A 17,547-nucleotide genomic window follows, 5' to 3' on the forward strand; every position below is an offset into this window, starting at 1 on the left:
TCGAGATAGCGGATGCGACGTGTCGAGGAGTCCCGTTTGATGAGCCCTGCTGAAGGCCATTTTGTTCTGCTCGCGCCGCTGACCGGTCCGGTCGTGCCGCTCGAGAAAGTCCCCGATCCTGTGTTTTCCGGCGGTATGTTCGGCGACGGCATCGGCATCGATCCGCTCGCTGGAAAGCTGGTTGCACCGTGCGACGCCGTCGTGATGCATCTCGCGCGCACGGGTCACGCGGTGACGCTGCGTACCGAAGAGGGCGCCGAGATCCTGCTGCACATCGGTATCGATACGGTCGAGCTGAACGGCAAGGGCTTTGCGCCGATGGTCGAACAGGGTGTGCCGGTGCGTGCCGGCGACGTGCTGATCGAGTTCGATCAGGATCAGATTGCGTGTGCGGCGCCGAGTCTCGTGTCGGTGATCGCGATTGCGAATTCGGATGCGTTCGAGATCGTCGAGCGTGTGCAGGGCGGCATGGTCGTCGCGGGTGAAACGCCGCTGCTCGTGCTGCGTGCACGCGACGGCGCGGCTGCGCAGGCATCGCGTGAAGCGAGCGTGGTGGTCGATGAAGCGCGTCGTCAGGTGACGCTCGCGCATGCGGGCGGTCTGCATGCGCGGCCTGCTGCGCGTGCGCGTGAAGCGGCGCGCGGTTTCGATGCGAAGGTTGAAGTGCGTTACGACGGTCGCAAGGCGCCGCTCGAAAGCGTCGTCGGTTTGCTCGGTCTCGGTGCGGGCGAAGGCGCGACCGTCGAGCTTCTTGGTGTCGGCGCGCAGGCGCAGGCCGCAGTCGATGCGGTCGCGGCGGAACTGCTGCGCGACGCGCATGGCGAGGTCGAAGAAAAACCGGCACGGCTGCGTTCGCCGGCGCTTGCATCTGCGCAGGCGGCGGCAAGCGGCACCGCGCTCGCGCCGAACACGCTCGCAGGCGTGTGCGCGGCGCCAGGCGTTGCGGTCGGCAAGCTGGTGCGCTGGGACGACGCGGACATCGATCCGCCCGAGCTGGCGAGCGGCACGTCCGCTGCCGAAAGCCGGTTGCTCGACAAGGCGCTCGCCGCCGTCGACGCGGAACTGAACACGACGGTCCGCGATGCATCGCAACGCGGTGCGGTGGGTGAGGCGGGCATCTTCGCCGTGCATCGCGTGCTGCTCGAAGACCCGACGCTGATCGACGCCGCACGCGATCTGATCAGCCTCAACAAGAGCGCGGGCTTCGCGTGGCGCGAAGCGATCCGCGCGCAGATCGCGGTACTCGCGAAGCTCGACGATGCATTGCTCGCCGAACGTGCTGCCGATCTGCGGGACATCGAAAAGCGCGTGCTGCGCGCGCTCGGTTACGCAAACGCGACGACGCGCGCACTGCCCTACGAAGCCGTGCTCGCCGCCGACGAATTCACGCCGTCGGATCTGTCGTCGCTCGATCGCACACGCGTCACCGCGCTCGTGATGGCGCGTGGCGGTGCGACGTCGCACGCGGCGATCATCGCGCGGCAGATCGGCATTCCCGCGCTCGTCGCGGTCGGCGATGCGCTGCATGCGATTCCGGAAGGCACCGAGGTCGTCGTCGATGCATCGGCAGGGCGGCTCGAACATGCGCCGACCGCACTCGATGTCGAACGTGCGCGTACAGAGCGCTCGCGTCTGGCCGGCGTGCGCGAAGCGGATCGCCGCACGTCGCAGGTTGCCGCTGCGACCCGCGACGGCCGCGCGATCGAAGTCGCCGCGAACATCGCGACGCTCGACGACGCGAAAGTCGCCGTCGACAACGGCGCCGATGCGGTCGGCCTGCTGCGTACCGAACTGCTGTTCATCCATCGCCAGGCGGCTCCGACCGTCGACGAACATCGCGCGAGCTATCAGGCGATCGTCGATGCGCTGCAGGGACGCACGGCAATCATCCGCACGCTCGACGTCGGCGCGGACAAGGAAGTCGATTACCTGACGCTGCCGCCCGAGCCGAACCCCGCGCTCGGCTTGCGCGGCATCCGGCTCGCGCAGGTGCGCCCCGATCTGCTCGACGATCAACTGCGCGGCCTGCTCGCCGTGCAGCCGATGGGTGCCGTGCGCATCCTGCTGCCGATGGTCACCGACGCAGGCGAACTCGTGCGACTGCGCAAGCGCATCGACGAATTCGCACGTGCGGCGGGCCGTACTGAATCGATCGAAGTCGGTGTGATGGTCGAGGTGCCGTCGGCCGCGCTGCTCGCTGATCAGCTCGCGCAGCACGCGGATTTTCTGTCGATCGGCACCAACGATCTCACGCAGTACACGCTCGCGATGGACCGCTGCCAGGCCGATCTCGCCGCGCAGGCGGATGGGCTGCATCCTGCTGTGCTGCGGCTCGTCGATACGACGGTGCGCGGCGCGCAGAAGCACGGCAAGTGGGTCGGCGTGTGCGGCGCGCTCGCGGGCGATCCGCTCGCGGTGCCGCTGCTCGTCGGACTCGGCGTGACGGAGCTGTCGGTGGATCCGGTGTCGGTGCCGGGCATCAAGGCGCGCGTGCGCAACCTCGACTACGCGCTGTGCCGGCAACGCGCACAGGACGTGCTCGCGCTCGATTCGGCGCAGGCGGTGCGGGCGGCCAGCCGTGAAATCTGGCCGGTGGACTAAGAGCAACGATAAAAGCAGCAACATTTAACGCAAGACAACGACTCGACCAAGAGACAAAGGAGTGGAGGTATCGATGGATGGAAACCCGTTTCTGAAAGTGCAGCGGCTTGGCCGCGCACTGATGCTGCCGATCGCAGTGCTGCCGGTAGCCGGCCTGCTGCTGCGCTTAGGCCAGCCCGATGTGTTCAACATCAAGATGATCGCCGACGCGGGCGGCGCGATTTTCGACAACCTGCCGCTGCTGTTCGCCATTGGCGTCGCGGTCGGGTTCGCGAAGGACAATAACGGCGTCGCGGCACTCGCCGGCGCGATCGGCTATCTGGTCGAAATCGCGGTGATGAAGGACATCAACGACAAGCTCAACATGGGTGTGCTGTCGGGGATCGTCGCCGGGATCGTCGCGGGGATGCTGTACAACCGCTACAAGGACATCAAGCTGCCGGACTACCTCGCGTTCTTTGGAGGGAAACGCTTCGTGCCGATTGTCACGGGGGTGGCGTGTCTCGTGCTCGGCATCGTATTCGGCTACGTGTGGCAGCCGGTGCAGGGCGCGATCGATCTCGCCGGCCACTGGCTCACGACGGCCGGCGCGCTTGGCGCATTCGTGTACGGGCTGCTGAACCGTCTGCTGCTCGTGACCGGGTTGCACCACATCCTGAACTCGCTCGCGTGGTTCGTGTTCGGCACGTTTACGCCGGCGGGCGGCGCTGCCGTGACCGGCGACCTGCACCGCTTCTTCGCCGGCGATCCGACGGCCGGAGCGTTCATGACGGGCTTCTTCCCGGTGATGATGTTCGGCCTGCCGGCCGCGTGTCTCGCGATGTTCCACGAAGCGCCGAAGGAGCGCCGCGCACTGGTCGGTGGTCTGCTGTTCTCGATGGCATTGACGTCGTTCCTGACTGGCGTGACCGAGCCGATCGAGTTCACCTTCATGTTCCTCGCGCCGGTGCTGTACCTGATCCACGCGGTGTTGACGGGGCTCTCGCTCGCGATCTGCTCGGCGCTCGGCATCAAGCTCGGCTTCACGTTCTCGGCGGGCGCGATCGACTACGTGCTGAACTACGGCCTGTCGACGAAGGGCTGGGAAGCGATTCCAATCGGCCTCGTGTACGGCGTCGCGTACTACGGTCTGTTCCGCTTCTTTATCCGCCGCTTCAACATGGCGACGCCGGGCCGCGAACCGGCCGCTGCCGAAGCGCAGGCCGATTCGTTCGCGACCGGCGGTTACGTTGCACCGACGGCCGGCGCGAGCGTGCCGCGCGCGGTGCAGTACATCGCGGCGCTGGGCGGCGCGTCGAACCTGACGCTCGTCGATGCGTGCACGACGCGGCTGCGGCTTTCTGTTGTGGACCCGGCGCAGGTGTCGGAAGCCGATCTGAAGACGATCGGTGCGCGTGGGGTGCTGAAGCGCGGCGGCAACAGCGTGCAGGTGATCATCGGGCCGGAAGCGGACATGATTGCCGATGAGATTCGTACGGCGATCGAGCAGGGTGTTGGAGTTGAAAGTGCGGTTGCTGCTCGTGCTTCTTCGCCTGCTGCATCTGCTGCGCCTGTTGCTTCTTCGGCTGCGAAGGTAGCGCCTGTAGAGGGTAGCGGTCCGCTCGATCCAGATCCGCTGCGCTGGCTCGCGGTGTTCGGCGGCGCGACCAACATCGTGTCGCTCGATGCGGTGGCGTCGACGCGTCTGCGGATCGTCGTGCGCGATCCTTCCTCCGTCGATCGTCAACGGCTTGCGGCGCTTGATGTCGCGTGGGTGTCGGCGGATACGTTCCACATCGTTGTCGGCGATGCGGCTCGACGATATGCACAGCAGTTGTCGACGCGTTTGCCTGCGGTGGGTGGTGGTGCGGGCGCGGCACCGTTGCCGGCGTGATCGGATTGAAGCGAGGGGCACTCCTGCTGTGGCTGTAGCGCGTGTACTTCGCTTCGTAGCGTAGCGTTAAGTGAAAAAGCGGCACCGTTTGTTCGGTGCCGCTTTTTTTCATGCCTGTGAGTTTCGTGCGTCGTGTGATCTTGCGGTGCCGAGCGCTACGCTGCCGCGTCGCACGCGTGTCGTCAGTACATCGAATGCGTATTCTGCTCGACCGAATCCGCCGTGACCTTGCCGCGCATCACGCGATACACCCAGCTCGTGTACAGCAGGATCAACGGCAAGAAAATTGCGACCGCGATCAGCATGATCTGCAGCGTCATCCGGCTCGATGTCGAGTCCCACACGGTGAGGCTGCTACGCCCATCGAGCGACGACGGCATGATGAACGGGAACATCGAAAATCCCGCTGTGAGGATCACACCGACGATCATCAGCCCAGTCGACAGGAACGTACTCTTCTCGAAGCGTGAACCACCGAGCAGCAGCGCGAGCACACCGCCCGCGAGGCCCGCGACGGGCGCGGCGATCATCCACGGGTAGGTCGAATAGTTCGACAGCCACAGACCGGGCGCGCCGGTGACGTTCTTCAGCAGCGGATTCGCAACGGCATCGGTGGGCGCACCATCGATGATCTGATAACCGCCGATCATCGTCGCGATCAGTGCACCGGCAATCAGGAAGCACACGATGTTCACGAGCGCCGCGATGCGCAGCGCAACCGACGCACGCCGCGCGACGATGCCGTCGCTCTTCATCTTCACGAACGCAGCACCGTGCGCGGCGAGCATCGACAGACTCACGACGCCGCAGAGCAGCGAGAAAGGATTCAGCAGCCCGAAGAAGCTGCCGTGATACGTGACGCGCAGATCGCGATCGAATGCGAACGGCACGCCCTGCAGCAGGTTGCCGAACGCGATGCCGAACACCAGCGCCGGCACGAAGCCGCCGATGAAGAGTCCCCAGTCCCATGCATGTCGCCAGCGCGGATCGTCGCGCTTGCCGCGATAGTCGAACCCGACCGGTCGAAAGAACAGCGCGAACAGCACGAGCAGCATCGCGAAGTAGAAGCCCGAGAACGACGCGGCGTAGACGAGCGGCCACGCGGCGAACATCGCACCGCCCGCCGTGACGAACCACACCTGGTTGCCTTCCCACGTCGCGCCCACCGTGTTCACGATGATGCGCCGCTCCGCATCCGTCCTGCCGATGAACGGCAGCAGGAACGTGGCCCCCATGTCGAAGCCGTCGGTGACTGCGAAGCCGATCAGCAGCACGCCGATCAACACCCACCAGATCAGTTTGAGCGTTCCGTAGTCCATGATGATCTTCCCGATTTCCGAGTGACGTGCCGCGTTGGATCAGACCGCCGAGCTGTCGCGAGCCAGTTGCGTGGCGGCGACCCGTTCGTGGTGATAGCGTCCCGTGTGCAGCGACGACGGTCCGAGGCGCGCGTACTTGAACATCAACGTGATCTCGATGATGAAGAGCGCCGTGTAGAACACGATGAATCCCGCGAGGCTCAGATACAGATCGTGCGGCTGGAGACTCGACGCGGATAGCGCAGTCGGCAGGATTTCAGCGATGGTCCACGGCTGTCGACCGACCTCGGCGACGATCCAGCCGAATTCCGCCGCGAGCCATGGCAATGGAATCGCCCATACGGCCCAGCGCAGGAACCATCGTCGGTTGTCGAGCAGCAGTGAACGCTGCGCGCAGAACCAGAACGCGAGCACGAACGTCGCAAGAAACAGCAGGCCGAGTCCGACCATCAGACGGAACGAGAAGAACACCGGAGCGACCGGCGGAATCGTTTTCTTCGCGGCCTGCTGGATCTGGTCGGGGGTCGCGTCGGTGACGGTCGCGGTGAACTGCTTGAGCATCAGCCCGTAGCCGAGGTCTTTCTTGTGCGCGTCGAACAGTGCGCGGGTGTCGTCGGACGTGTCGCCCTGTTTCAGTTTCTGCAGCGCGCCGTACGCGATGATCCCGCTCTTGATCCGCGTTTCGGCGTGCGCGATCAGCTCCTTCAATCCTGCAACCGGCTCGTCGAGCGAGCGCGTCGCGATGATGCCGAGCGCGTACGGTACGCGGATCGCGTAGTCGGTGCGCTGTTCCTGCTGGTTCGGGATCCCGATGATCGTGAACGGCGCGGGTGCGGGTGCAGTTTCCCATTCGGATTCGATCGCGGCGAGCTTCACCCGCTGCACTTCGCCGGTGCGGTAGCCGGATTCGTCGCCGAGCACGATCACGCAGATCGTCGACGCAAGACCGAAGCCTGCGGCGATCGCGAACGAGCGCAACGCGAACTCGGTATCGCGGCGCTTCAGCAAATACCATGACGACACGCCGAGCACGAAGATCGACGCCGTCACATAACCCGCCGACACCGTGTGCACGAACTTCACCTGCGCGACCGGATTGAAGATCACCGCGTAGAGACTCGACAGCTCCATGCGCATCGTCTCGTAGTTGAACTCAGCGCCGACCGGATTGTTCATCCAGCCGTTCGCGATGAGAATCCACAGCGCGGACAGATTCGAGCCGAGCGCGACGAGGAACGTGACCATCAGATGCTTGACGCTCGACAGCCGCTTCCAGCCGAAGAAAAACAGCCCGACGAACGTCGATTCGAGGAAGAACGCCATCAGCCCCTCGACGGCCAACGGCACGCCGAAGATATCGCCGACGTAATGCGAGTAATACGACCAGTTCGTGCCGAACTGGAATTCGAGCGTGAGGCCGGTGGTCACGCCCATCGCGAAGTTAATCCCGAAGAGCTTGCCCCAGAACTGCGTCATGTCCTTGTAGATCTGCTTGCCGGTCATCACGTAGACCGACTCCATGATGACGAGCAGCCAGGAGAGACCGAGCGTCAGCGGAACGAACAGGAAGTGGTAGAGCGCCGTGACGCCGAACTGGAGGCGCGAAAGATCGACGACTTCGCTAGTGGGCATGCTGGTCTCCCTGGGGCGGAGTGGGGGCGGGCACGGACAGCAGCGCCTGTGCGACCTGCGCGGGCGGCAACGACATGTTGTCCGCCTGCGGATGATTGAAGAACGCGTACTTGAGAATCATCAGCAAGATGAACTTGATGACGAGCACGATGACGATGTCGCGTGCGAAGGTCGGACCGCGCGCCCATGCGGCAAACCGGCTGCGCAGTGCGAGGCGGGATGGGGGACGGCGATCGAGCGAAAGGGTCATGGTCGGTGGTGCGACTACCTGACGGGTACATCTGCGAAGCCGGACGATCGTTGTCCGGCGCGGCATGCATGACTGATTCTAGAAGCAGCGTCGCGGGGTGCGCGCATCGCGCAGTGCGGCAAAGGGTCGCGAGCGGACGTCTGCGATGAAACTAATACAAGTATTGTCGAGCCAAGTCAATCGCGCAGCGGATCGCATTACGGCGTGCAGAAAAAAGCCCCGCCGTCTTGCGAGGGCGGGGCTTGCTTGTGTTGCAGCTAATGCGCAATTAGCGCGCGATGCGTTATGCGTATTCGTTCAACGCGCTGCGCATCTTCTTCATTGCGCTGGCTTCGATCTGGCGGATACGTTCCGCCGACACACCGAATTCGTCGGCGAGTTCGTGCAGCGTCGAGCCACCCGAACCGTCGTCGTCGACATGCAGCCAGCGTGCCTCGATGATGCGACGGCTACGTGCGTCGAGCGATTCGAGCGCGGTGGCGATCCCTTCGCTTTGCAGCTTGTCGCGCTGGCGCGATGCGAGCACGGCGGTCGGCTCGTTGTGCGAGTCGGCCAGATAGGCGATCGGCGCGTACGACTCTTCGCCGTCCTCGACCTGGCCTTCGAGCGCGACGTCGCCGCCGGACAGCCGCGTTTCCATCTCCGCGACTTCCTCGCGCTTCACGTTCAGCTCTTTGGCGAGGCCTTCGATCTCTTCGGGCGTGAACGCCTGCAACCCTTGCTTGTGACTACGCAGGTTGAAGAACAGCTTGCGTTGCGCCTTCGTGGTCGCGACCTTCACCGTGCGCCAGTTGCGCAGGATGTATTCGTGGATCTCGGCCTTGATCCAGTGCATCGCGTACGACACGAGACGCACGTTCTGCGTCGGATCGAAGCGCTTCACGGCCTTCATCAGGCCGATGTTGCCTTCCTGGATCAGGTCGGCATGCGGCAGCCCGTAGCCGAGGTAGTTACGTGCGATCGACACGACAAGCCGCAGGTGCGACAGCACCATCTTGCGGGCCGAGTCGAGATTGTTCTGCTCGCGAAATTCGGTGGCGAACTGGCGTTCTTCCGCCGGCGTCAGCATCGGGATCCGGTTGACGGCCTGGATGTAGGCGTCGATGTTGCCCAGCTGGCCGGGCAACATCGAAAATTGCGCGAGCGCCAGTGCACCTGCCGGAGCGGCCTTAGCCGACGACGGGCTCAGAGTACTCGGGAGGGTCATTGCGTTGCTCACGTGAAAAACTCCTTCGGAATCAGCAAAAAGCAGCAAAAAAGCTCAGTCGGAAAACGACTTCACGGTGGATGTTAGCACTCTCAATATCCGAGTGCTAACACTTAGAGTCCGTGGGGTCATCGAGGTTCCCCTCTACCTATTGAAATTTGAAGATCAATAGCATTGTACCCCTTCTGCAGTTTTCCCGCGTTGGGCGTAGCATTTACCCGCGAAGGGCATCCCACCTTTCAATAACCTGCGATTTTTTCGGAATTTGAAGGAGCTATTTGCCGGATTCGGCCGGTTGCCGGGCGGCTCGTTCCTTGCTCGATGCTCCAGAATAACGGCTTCCTTCCCCTCGGCGGCTTATCGGTCCACCGGGTAACAAGAGGTGTTCATGAAGAAAAAGAACTGCGCCGCACGTGGTCTGACACTGAAAATTTCACTGTTTGCGGGCCTGCTGGCGGCGTCTGGTTTGGCCAGCGCCGACCAGTTTGGCGTGCAGATCGCAGGAGGCGTCGCGGATCACCACGTGCGCAAGCTCGACCTCGGCGTCGTGTGGGATCCGGGTTTGAACTGGTGGTACATCGGCGACTGGCATTTCAGTCTGATCGGCGAAGCGCACGCCGCGTGGTGGCATACCGACGAAGGCAACGTCCACGAGAACGTCGGCGAATTCGGCGTGACGCCGGTGGTGCGTTTCATCAAGGGGTCGGGCGCGATCCGTCCGTATTTCGAAGCGGGCGTCGGCGTGCGGTTACTCACGAGCCCGACGATCTCCAGTCGCTACACGCTCAGCTCGGCGTTCCAGTTCGCCGACATGGTCGGTGTGGGCGCGCAGTTCGGCAATCGTCAGCAGTATCAGGTCGGCTATCGCTTCCAGCACGTTTCCAACGCCAGTATCAAAGAGCCGAATCCTGGTATAAATTTCAGCCAGCTATATTTGCAATATAACTTCTGACGACCGCGGCCGGATGACGGCCCTTGTCGGTGCAAAGGGGTCGAGCAATGGCGGCAAAGGTGATCGACGCGATCCGCGAACTTGAGCGCGACCGCTTTCGGGCGATGGTCGACGGCGATGGGCCGTTGCTGGATTCGCTGCTTTCCGACACCGTGAGCTACGTGCACACGAACGGCAAGCGCGAGACCAAGCGGCAGTTCATCGACGCGATCACCGCGGGCCGCCGTCGCTACCGGCAGATCGAGATCCAGTCGCAGGAGGTGATGCCGGTCGGACGCGAGACCTGCGTCGTGACCGGCCGCGCGCTGATCGAGATGGAAGCGAATAACGGCGCGCTGCTGTTTCCTATCGCGTACACGGCCATCCAGGCGCAGGAGGGTGGCCAGTGGCGGCTCGTGGCGTGGCAGGCGACTCGCTGCGCGATCGAATGATCGCGTGACTGTGTGTTGAAGGGGCGGGACGGCGGCTGAAGCGTGTCGGCTTTTTGACCCGGTCCGCCTTGTGGGCGGATTGCCTGTGTCGGCTGCCTGTTGTGCGGCCGGCGTTGTCCCTTGGGTGTGCTTTCTTGCTGCTTCTCTTTACTTCAGCGGTGGCTCGGAGTGAGGCATCGCTTTACGCGGCTGCCCGTTGATCGACCGCCGGCCACGCCGCGCGATTGACCGCGCTGACCACTGCATCCAGGGCAGCCGCTTCCGGCGCATCGCCGATCCCGACGCCATATCTCACCGCCTGTCCACCGACCCGGCAACCGACGAATACGGCTGTGCGCCCGTCGGCCGTCTGCACGCTTTCGCACGACGTCACGTCGACGCTCTCGCCCGATGCCGCCGCGATAGCCCGCGCGACCCGTCGTGCGTGTGTATCGTCGGCGCGCTGGCCGACCGTTTCCTCGGCACCACTTTGTACAGACGATACGTCGACGTCACGGCCTTCCCAGCGCATCGCACCTTCCGCGCCACGGCCCGCCGGTCCGACGGTCTTGAGATATTCGCCTGCGAACAGCGCGCAGATCGCGTCGCCGGTCATCTCGGCGCCTGACCTGTCCGCAGCGGCCTGCACGGCCTGGCTGAATTCGATCTGCACGCGACGCGGCGGCGCGAAGCCCATCCCGCGCTCGAGCAGGAAGGTCGTACCACCCTTACCCGACTGGCTGTTCACGCGGATCACCGCGTCGTAGCTGCGACCGACGTCGGCGGGATCGACGGGCAGGTAGGGCACTTCCCAGATCGCGTCGGGCGCCTGCTGCGCGAGGCCCTTGCGGATCGCATCCTGATGCGATCCCGAAAACGCCGTGTACACGAGGTCGCCCGCATACGGATGACGCGGATGCACGGGCAGCCGGTTGCAACGCTCGACGACACCGCGTACCGCATCGATGTCGGAAAAATCGAGACCGGGGTCGATGCCCTGCGTGTAGAGGTTCATCGCGAGCGTGACGAGATCGACGTTGCCGGTGCGCTCGCCGTTGCCGAACAGGCAGCCTTCGATGCGATCCGCGCCCGCGAGCAGCGCGAGTTCGGCAGCGGCGACCGCCGTGCCGCGATCGTTATGCGGATGCACCGACAGCACGATGCTGTCGCGATAACCGATATTGCGATCCATCCATTCGATCTGGTCCGCGTAGACGTTCGGCGTCGCGGCTTCGACGGTGGCCGGCAGGTTGACGATCATCTTGTGATCGCGCGTCGGGCGCCACGTCTGCGCGACCGCGTCGCACACTTCGCGCGCGAACGACAGCTCGGTCATGCTGAAGGTTTCGGGGGAGTACTGGTAGGTCCAGTGTGTATACGGACGGGCATCGGCGTACTGCCGGATCAACCGCGTACCCTCGACAGCCAGTGCCTTCACCTCGGACTGCGACTGGTTGAAAACGATGCGCCGGAACGACGGGCAGATCGCGTTGTACAGATGGACGATCGCGCGTGGCGCGCCTTCGAGCGCATCGAACGTGCGTGCGATCAGGTCTTCGCGTGACTGCACGAGCACTTCGATCGTCACGTCGTCGGGAATGCGGCGTTCGACGATCAGCTTGCGGACGAAATCGAAGTCGGTCTGCGACGCGGACGGAAATCCGACTTCGATTTCCTTGAAGCCGATCGCGACCAGCATCTCGAAGAACTCGAGCTTCTGTGCGATGGTCATCGGTTCGATCAGCGACTGGTTGCCGTCGCGCAGATCGGTGCTCATCCAGATCGGTGCCCGGTCGATCGTGCGACCGGGCCATTTTCGGCCGTTCAGACGGACAGCGGGGAAGGGGCGGTATTTCTCTGCGGGATTGCGCAACATGGCGAGCCTCGTTCGTCTCGTCGCCTGCGAGGGGTACGGCATCGGGCGGCTGGCTCGATGCTGTCGGTGCGCGCTGCCGTGGCCTGAGCCGATGGAGCGACACGCACCCGCCTTCGCACTTTGTCCGCCGGATAAGCAGACGAAAGGTAACGACTTACAGGTTTAAAAAGGAACTGCGGTTGGGGTGAAACGGGTAACAGCGGTGCTGCAGAAACTCGGGAGGACCGCGCGGACAGCTGGATGCGCGGCGCTACGTCAGCGACTTACGCTAGACGTAGCGATAGGGGCCGCGCGAGGCGGCCGGAGGTAATTCGGAAGGTGTTCGGGATGGAACGCATGGATCGAATGTATGTCAGCGCGGCGCGCGCTGTCAACCTGGCCGGCCAGGTTTCGCGATATCCGCGATGACCGCCACCTGCCGCGCGATCGCATCGGGCACCGGCGCATCGCCGCGCAGAACGGCGTCGATCCATGCGGCGGTGGTCTGCGCGTCGAGTGCATCGGGCAGATCGACGGGCGGCGCATCCGGCGACGAGCGCACCGCCTCGAGCCGAGTTTCGCAGAGGCCGTCGTGCAGCCAGTCGACCTGCACCTGACGACGCGTATCGGCGACTGCTTCGCCCTCGGTGCCGCGCGCGAGCAGCGCACCGCCGGCCGCAGCCTCGGGATGCGCGTTGAACAACTGCGTGAGGCTGTCCCGATACGGCGGATGCGTGTAGTTCACCAGACGCAAAGCGGGCGGCGCGAACGGCTGCAGAATCTTCACGAGCGTGTGCGTCGAATTGCGCACGCCCATGCGTGCGCGCAGCGCGAGCAGCCGCGCGAGTTTCGGCGCGAGCGTCGCGATCGGCGCGAACGCGACGCGTCGTGACGCGAGACCTTGCTCGATATCGTCGCGTGTTTGCGCGGACGCGATGCCGAGCTGCGCGAAAATTTCCGCGCTGGTGACGCGGCCCGGATCGACGACGACGCCATGCACGAGCACCGGTATCCCTTCGCGTGCGAGCAGCAACGCGAGTAGCGGCACGAGATTCGGCTGTTTGCGCGCGCCGTTGTAGCTCGGAATCGAGACAGCCTGATACGCGCTTTGCGACGCGCCCTCTGCGAGCCGCACCGGTTCGAACGATGCGTGCGCGGCGGCCAGCATCGCGGCGAGTTCGTCGGCGCTTTCGCCTTTCACGCGATACGCGAGCAGCACCGCGCCTAGCTCCAGATCGGACACGCGTCCGTCGAGCATCGCGCTGTACAGCGCGTGCGTGTCTTCGGGCGTCAGCGCGCGAGCGCCGTTCGGTCCGCGACCGATCTCCTTGATGAAGCGGGCGCACGGAAAAGCGGACGAGGTGACGGAGTCGGTCATGGGCGGTGAGGCGAACGGATGTGGCAAGAGGGACGTCAGGAGGGGCGCTTTAGAAGCGGTCTCTATATCGCCCGGTCTTGTTTAACTATGAACTCAGAACGACTCCCGAGATCAGTGCGACGATTCCTGCATACCAGGCACTCATCAGCGCACGTCCCACGGGATGTCGCCTAGCGTACGCCCAAACGTACAGCGGCACGACAAAACACAAAATCCCTTTAAATGGATTGCCGGAAAATGCATGCAGTCCAATAAAGATCTGCGAAAGCGCCAGCAGCGCGATGCCGCCAATAATCAGCAATGATGCGAATGAGTGAGTCATCCTGGAACCGTTAATGTTGCGTCTGGGTATTTGCGTTATTTTAACTCGCCCGGATTGCGTGACGAGTGGCACGTGGGCTCGCGGAGGGTCGCCGAATCTGTATTGTAGGACCATCGCGAACTGCGTTCCCGACAGGCCTGTGCGTCGATACGCCGCTACGTCGGTGCTCCGACGTGCCGGGCAAAGCGTGCATCGTCCAATCCAGGCGTTACACTCGTTGCCTCCGGCGTCGCCCACTGCGACGCGCCTCAAATCACGCTCACGACGGAGAATCGGATGACTTACGTGTTTGCCCCGCCGCCGGTTGTCGCGGTGCCGGTCGCCGGATCGAACGATCGCTTCGCGGTGCGCCGCATCTACTGCGTCGGCCGCAACTACGAAGCGCATGCGCGCGAGATGGGACACGATCCCGATCGCGAACCGCCGTTTTTCTTCGGCAAGCCAGCCGACGCAGTGGTCTACGTCGCGCCCGGCGAGATCGGCGTGTTCCCGTATCCGTCGCAATCGAAGAACGTGCACTTCGAGATGGAACTCGTCGCCGCGATCGGCCAGGCGGGCAAGGACATTCCGGTCGAGCGCGCGCTCGATCACGTGTACGGTTACGCGCTCGGTCTCGACATGACGCGTCGCGATCTGCAGGCCGAAGCGAAGAAGCTCGGTCGTCCGTGGGATACCGCGAAGGGCTTCGATCATGCGGCGCCGCTCGGACCGATTCATCCGGTGTCCGCAGTCGGGCATATCGGCGACGGCGCGATCTGGCTGTCGGTCAACGGCGACGAGAAGCAGCGTTCCGATGTGTCGCAGCTGATCTGGTCGGTTGCGGAAACGGTCGCGTATCTGTCGACGCTGTTCGAGCTGCAGCCCGGTGACCTGATCTTCACCGGCACGCCCGAAGGCGTCGGCTCGGTGACGAAGGGCGACACGATGACGGGCGGCGTGGAAGGGCTCGGCGAATTCAGCGTGCGCGTCGCGTGAGCGCGCGAGGAGGAGACATCAGATGAAGCTATACAGCTATTTCCGCAGCTCCGCGTCGTATCGCGTGCGGATTGCGTTGAACCTGAAGGGGTTGCCGTACGACTACGTGCCGATCCACGTGCTGCGCGATGGCGGCGAGCAGTTCAAGCCCGAGTATCGCCAGCTGAATCACGGCGCGGTGGTGCCGACGCTGGTCGACGGTGACGATGTGCTGACGCAGTCGCTCGCGATCATCGAGTATCTCGACGAGACGCATCCGCAGCCGCCGCTGCTGCCGGCGGTGCCACGCGATCGCGCGTATGTGCGATCGGTCGCGCTGCAGATCGCGTGCGATATTCATCCAGTCGACAACCTGCGTGTGCTGAAGTATCTGAAGCACACGTTGGGTGTCGACGATGCGGCGAAAGATGCGTGGTACCGGCACTGGATCGAGTCCGGTTTTGCCGCGCTCGAAGAGCATCTGTCGAGCGATCCGCGCACCGGCAAGCTGTGTTTCGGCGATACGCCGACGATGGCCGATACGTGCCTGATCCCGCAGGTGTTCAACGCGCAGCGCTTCAAGATCGACATGACCGCGTATCCGACCATCCAGCGCATCTTCGACTACGCGGAACAGCTCGACGCGTTTGCGCGCGCTGCGCCCGGGGTGCAGCCCGACGCGGAATGAGCGTGACGTTGCGCGGATTTTCGTCGCGATAAAAAAGGGCGCCTGGGTCAGTTCATGACCCGGCGCCCTTCTTGTGCAGTCGCGACTACGCGCGATGCGGACCGTCGGCTAGCTACCGAGCAACGCGTCCGCGAACTCTTCCGCGCTGAACGGCTGCAGATCCTCGACCTTCTCGCCGACGCCGATGAAGTACACCGGCACCGGACGCTGCCGTGCGATCGCCGCGAGAATGCCACCCTTCGCAGTGCCATCGAGCTTCGTCACGATCAGGCCCGTGAGGCCGAGCGCATCGTCGAACGCTTTCACCTGCGACAGCGCGTTCTGACCGGTGTTCGCGTCGATCACCAGCAGCACTTCGTGCGGTGCGCCGTCGAGCGCCTTGCCGATCACGCGCTTCACCTTGCGCAGTTCTTCCATCAGATGAAGCTGAGTCGGCAGACGGCCGGCGGTGTCGGCCATCAGCACGTCGATCTTGCGTGCGCGCGCGGCGCCGACCGCGTCGAAGATCACCGCGGCCGGATCGCCGCTTTCCTGCGACACGACTGTCACGTTATTGCGTTCGCCCCAGATCGCGAGCTGTTCGCGCGCAGCTGCGCGGAACGTATCGCCGGCAGCGAGTAGCACCGATTGATTGAAGTGCTGCAGATGCTTCGCGAGCTTGCCGATGCTGGTCGTTTTGCCCGCACCGTTGACGCCCGCGATCATCATCACGAGCGGTTGCGCGCGGCCGAGCATCAGCGATTTTTCGAGCGGCTGCAGCAGATCGATCAACAGCGTGCGCAGCGCGCCCTTCACTTGCTGCGGATCGATGAGCCGATCGCTGCGCACTTTCTCGCGCAGCGCTTCGAGCAGGAACTCGGTGGCTTCGACGCCTGCGTCGGACATCAGCAGCGCTGTTTCGAGTTCTTCGTACAGGTCTTCATCGATGCGCGCGCCGACGAAAATGCTGGTGAGGTTCGAGCTTGTTTTCGACAGACCCGTTTTGAGCCGCGTGAGCCAGGATTTTTTCGCGGCGGGCTCGGGCGGAGGCGGCGGGACGATTTCGACGGATTCGGCGACTGTCGTGGTGTCTTCGAACGGGGTGTCTTCCGGTTCGGGTTCGGGTTCAGGCTCGTTGGCTTTGGCGACTTCGGCAGTCGGAGCAGCGTCGACGTGCGGAGCCGGAGCCGGTGCAGGCGTTGCAGGCGACGGCTCGACGTCCGCCTCGACCACAGACGAATCCGCGACGGCGGCTTCTTCTGCGGCGGCGTCGGACCCTTTCGAGCCCTTGAATCGTTTGAAAAAGCTGAACATGTTCTGGCGTGGCTCGACGGCGGAGTGCGGAGCGACGGTGCGGGATGCAACGCGCTGAAAACCCGTCATTTTATCAGGCCGGCCCTACCGCGTCGTGGCAGCCGCACGCCCGGAGCCGCCGGGCCCGTGTGGTAACGTTGGCGCTCCGGTCCGCCTGCGCGGCACCGCGTTCTGTTCACGCTTTGTCCATTCAACCCGATTCACATGCCCCGTTCTTCTCCTTCCCGCGCACATGGCGCATCGACCGGTCGCGGCAAACCGCACGCGATCCGTATCATCGGCGGCGACTGGAAGCGCACGCCGCTGCCGGTACTCGATCTCGACGGCTTGCGGCCGACGCCCGATCGCGTCCGCGAGACGCTGTTCAACTGGCTCGGTCAGCGGCTCGAAGGGCAGCGCTGCCTCGATCTGTTCGCGGGTAGCGGCGCGCTCGGTTTCGAAGCGGCGTCGCGCGGCGCGGCGCGCGTGCTGATGGTCGAGCGCAACGCGCGCGCCGCCGCGCAACTGCGTGCGAATCAGGCGCATCTGTCGGCCAAGACGATCGAAATCGCCGAAGCCGATGCGCTGCGTCTGGCCGCGAGTCTCGCGCCCGGTTCGTTCGATGTTGTGTTCCTCGATCCGCCGTTCGACGGGGATCTGCTCGGCCGCGCGCTCGAACTCGTGGTGCCCCTGCTGAGTGCCGACGGCATGCTTTATGTCGAATCGGGCGAGGCGCTCGACGTCGCGCAGATCGAAGCGCTCGCGGGTTGGAGCGTCGTGCGGCAGGGCAAGGCGGGGGCGGTTCACTATCATCTGCTGCAGCGGGACGGCTGA

15 protein-coding genes are annotated in these 17,547 nt (G+C 64.1%); 7 read left to right on the forward strand and 8 right to left on the reverse strand.

From position 1 onward, the window contains the following. Window positions 1–12: 12 nt before the first annotated feature. Together ptsP and nagE are read left to right on the forward strand one after the other, a co-directional pair. Window positions 13–2,601: a phosphoenolpyruvate--protein phosphotransferase gene (gene ptsP, locus E1748_RS25490; protein WP_133650036.1), complete on the forward strand. Its 2,589-nt coding sequence runs from the start codon at window positions 13–15 to the stop codon at window positions 2,599–2,601. A gap of 73 nt (window positions 2,602–2,674) precedes the next feature. Then, window positions 2,675–4,474 carry an N-acetylglucosamine-specific PTS transporter subunit IIBC gene (gene nagE / locus E1748_RS25495; RefSeq protein WP_133650037.1) on the forward strand — a complete coding sequence of 600 codons (1,800 nt, stop codon included), beginning with the start codon at window positions 2,675–2,677 and terminating at the stop codon, window positions 4,472–4,474. Window positions 4,475–4,656: 182 nt separating this feature from the next. On the opposite strand, the gene cydB is transcribed toward nagE, so the two are convergent. The 4 genes from cydB to rpoH all read right to left on the reverse strand — a co-directional run bounded on the left by cydB (window position 4,657) and on the right by rpoH (window position 8,894). Continuing rightward, window positions 4,657–5,793, reverse strand: a complete 1,137-nt coding sequence (cydB, locus tag E1748_RS25500) for a cytochrome d ubiquinol oxidase subunit II (protein ID WP_133650038.1) — start codon at window positions 5,791–5,793, stop codon at window positions 4,657–4,659. A gap of 39 nt (window positions 5,794–5,832) precedes the next feature. Then, on the reverse strand, window positions 5,833–7,425 hold the full coding sequence (locus tag E1748_RS25505) for a cytochrome ubiquinol oxidase subunit I (protein WP_133650039.1): 1,593 nt from the start codon (window positions 7,423–7,425) through the stop codon (window positions 5,833–5,835). After that, window positions 7,415–7,675: a cytochrome oxidase putative small subunit CydP gene (gene cydP, locus E1748_RS25510; protein WP_133650040.1), complete on the reverse strand. Its 261-nt coding sequence runs from the start codon at window positions 7,673–7,675 to the stop codon at window positions 7,415–7,417. The genes E1748_RS25505 and cydP overlap by 11 nt, the downstream gene beginning before the upstream one ends. Before the next feature lie 283 nt (window positions 7,676–7,958). Then, the gene (gene rpoH, locus E1748_RS25515) at window positions 7,959–8,894 is read right to left on the reverse strand and encodes an RNA polymerase sigma factor RpoH (protein ID WP_133650041.1); all 936 of its coding nucleotides are present in this window, start codon (window positions 8,892–8,894) and stop codon (window positions 7,959–7,961) included. A gap of 376 nt (window positions 8,895–9,270) precedes the next feature. Between rpoH and E1748_RS25520 the strand changes: the two genes are divergently transcribed. Both E1748_RS25520 and E1748_RS25525 read left to right on the forward strand, forming a co-directional pair. Continuing rightward, window positions 9,271–9,834: an acyloxyacyl hydrolase gene (locus E1748_RS25520; RefSeq protein WP_133650042.1), complete on the forward strand. Its 564-nt coding sequence runs from the start codon at window positions 9,271–9,273 to the stop codon at window positions 9,832–9,834. A 47-nt stretch (window positions 9,835–9,881) separates the two neighbouring features. Further along, the gene (locus E1748_RS25525; protein WP_133650043.1) at window positions 9,882–10,265 is read left to right on the forward strand and encodes a nuclear transport factor 2 family protein; all 384 of its coding nucleotides are present in this window, start codon (window positions 9,882–9,884) and stop codon (window positions 10,263–10,265) included. A 181-nt stretch (window positions 10,266–10,446) separates the two neighbouring features. On the opposite strand, the gene leuA is transcribed toward E1748_RS25525, so the two are convergent. The 3 genes from leuA to E1748_RS25545 all read right to left on the reverse strand — a co-directional run bounded on the left by leuA (window position 10,447) and on the right by E1748_RS25545 (window position 13,799). Continuing rightward, the gene (leuA, locus tag E1748_RS25530; RefSeq protein ID WP_133650044.1) at window positions 10,447–12,120 is read right to left on the reverse strand and encodes a 2-isopropylmalate synthase; all 1,674 of its coding nucleotides are present in this window, start codon (window positions 12,118–12,120) and stop codon (window positions 10,447–10,449) included. Window positions 12,121–12,490: 370 nt separating this feature from the next. Continuing rightward, entirely contained in the window at window positions 12,491–13,477 is a 987-nt protein-coding gene (gene ybiB, locus E1748_RS25540; protein ID WP_133650046.1) for a DNA-binding protein YbiB, read from the reverse strand. Between the two features lie 85 nt (window positions 13,478–13,562). Further along, entirely contained in the window at window positions 13,563–13,799 is a 237-nt protein-coding gene (locus E1748_RS25545) for a hypothetical protein (RefSeq protein ID WP_133650047.1), read from the reverse strand. Between the two features lie 276 nt (window positions 13,800–14,075). Between E1748_RS25545 and E1748_RS25550 the strand changes: the two genes are divergently transcribed. Together E1748_RS25550 and maiA are read left to right on the forward strand one after the other, a co-directional pair. Further along, window positions 14,076–14,774 (forward strand): fumarylacetoacetate hydrolase family protein, encoded by a 699-nt coding sequence (locus E1748_RS25550; protein WP_133650048.1) that lies wholly within the window; start codon window positions 14,076–14,078, stop codon window positions 14,772–14,774. Window positions 14,775–14,796: 22 nt separating this feature from the next. Continuing rightward, window positions 14,797–15,441, forward strand: a complete 645-nt coding sequence (maiA, locus tag E1748_RS25555) for a maleylacetoacetate isomerase (protein WP_133650049.1) — start codon at window positions 14,797–14,799, stop codon at window positions 15,439–15,441. A 108-nt stretch (window positions 15,442–15,549) separates the two neighbouring features. Here the strand turns inward: maiA and ftsY are convergent, their stop codons facing one another. After that, entirely contained in the window at window positions 15,550–16,734 is a 1,185-nt protein-coding gene (gene ftsY / locus E1748_RS25560) for a signal recognition particle-docking protein FtsY (RefSeq protein WP_133650050.1), read from the reverse strand. A 204-nt stretch (window positions 16,735–16,938) separates the two neighbouring features. Here ftsY and rsmD point away from each other — a divergent pair, with 204 nt between their 5' ends. Continuing rightward, window positions 16,939–17,547, forward strand: a complete 609-nt coding sequence (gene rsmD, locus E1748_RS25565; RefSeq protein ID WP_133650051.1) for a 16S rRNA (guanine(966)-N(2))-methyltransferase RsmD — start codon at window positions 16,939–16,941, stop codon at window positions 17,545–17,547.

The organism is Paraburkholderia flava (assembly GCF_004359985.1).
Taxonomy (GTDB): Bacteria; Pseudomonadota; Gammaproteobacteria; order Burkholderiales; family Burkholderiaceae; genus Paraburkholderia; species Paraburkholderia flava.

Excerpts from the sequence above, each read along its gene's own strand:
- rsmD (WP_133650051.1), top strand. The coding sequence starts at position 16,939 with ATGCCCCGTTCTTCTCCTTCCCGCGCACATGGCGCATCGACCGGTCGC.
- nagE (WP_133650037.1), top strand. The coding sequence starts at position 2,675 with ATGGATGGAAACCCGTTTCTGAAAGTGCAGCGGCTTGGCCGCGCACTG.
- ybiB (WP_133650046.1), bottom strand. The coding sequence starts at position 13,477 with ATGACCGACTCCGTCACCTCGTCCGCTTTTCCGTGCGCCCGCTTCATC.
- cydP (WP_133650040.1), bottom strand. The coding sequence starts at position 7,675 with ATGACCCTTTCGCTCGATCGCCGTCCCCCATCCCGCCTCGCACTGCGC.
- ftsY (WP_133650050.1), bottom strand. The coding sequence starts at position 16,734 with ATGTTCAGCTTTTTCAAACGATTCAAGGGCTCGAAAGGGTCCGACGCC.
- E1748_RS25520 (WP_133650042.1), top strand. The coding sequence starts at position 9,271 with ATGAAGAAAAAGAACTGCGCCGCACGTGGTCTGACACTGAAAATTTCA.
- E1748_RS25505 (WP_133650039.1), bottom strand. The coding sequence starts at position 7,425 with ATGCCCACTAGCGAAGTCGTCGATCTTTCGCGCCTCCAGTTCGGCGTC.
- leuA (WP_133650044.1), bottom strand. The coding sequence starts at position 12,120 with ATGTTGCGCAATCCCGCAGAGAAATACCGCCCCTTCCCCGCTGTCCGT.
- maiA (WP_133650049.1), top strand. The coding sequence starts at position 14,797 with ATGAAGCTATACAGCTATTTCCGCAGCTCCGCGTCGTATCGCGTGCGG.
- ptsP (WP_133650036.1), top strand. The coding sequence starts at position 13 with ATGCGACGTGTCGAGGAGTCCCGTTTGATGAGCCCTGCTGAAGGCCAT.
- E1748_RS25550 (WP_133650048.1), top strand. The coding sequence starts at position 14,076 with ATGACTTACGTGTTTGCCCCGCCGCCGGTTGTCGCGGTGCCGGTCGCC.
- cydB (WP_133650038.1), bottom strand. The coding sequence starts at position 5,793 with ATGGACTACGGAACGCTCAAACTGATCTGGTGGGTGTTGATCGGCGTG.
- E1748_RS25545 (WP_133650047.1), bottom strand. The coding sequence starts at position 13,799 with ATGACTCACTCATTCGCATCATTGCTGATTATTGGCGGCATCGCGCTG.
- E1748_RS25525 (WP_133650043.1), top strand. The coding sequence starts at position 9,882 with ATGGCGGCAAAGGTGATCGACGCGATCCGCGAACTTGAGCGCGACCGC.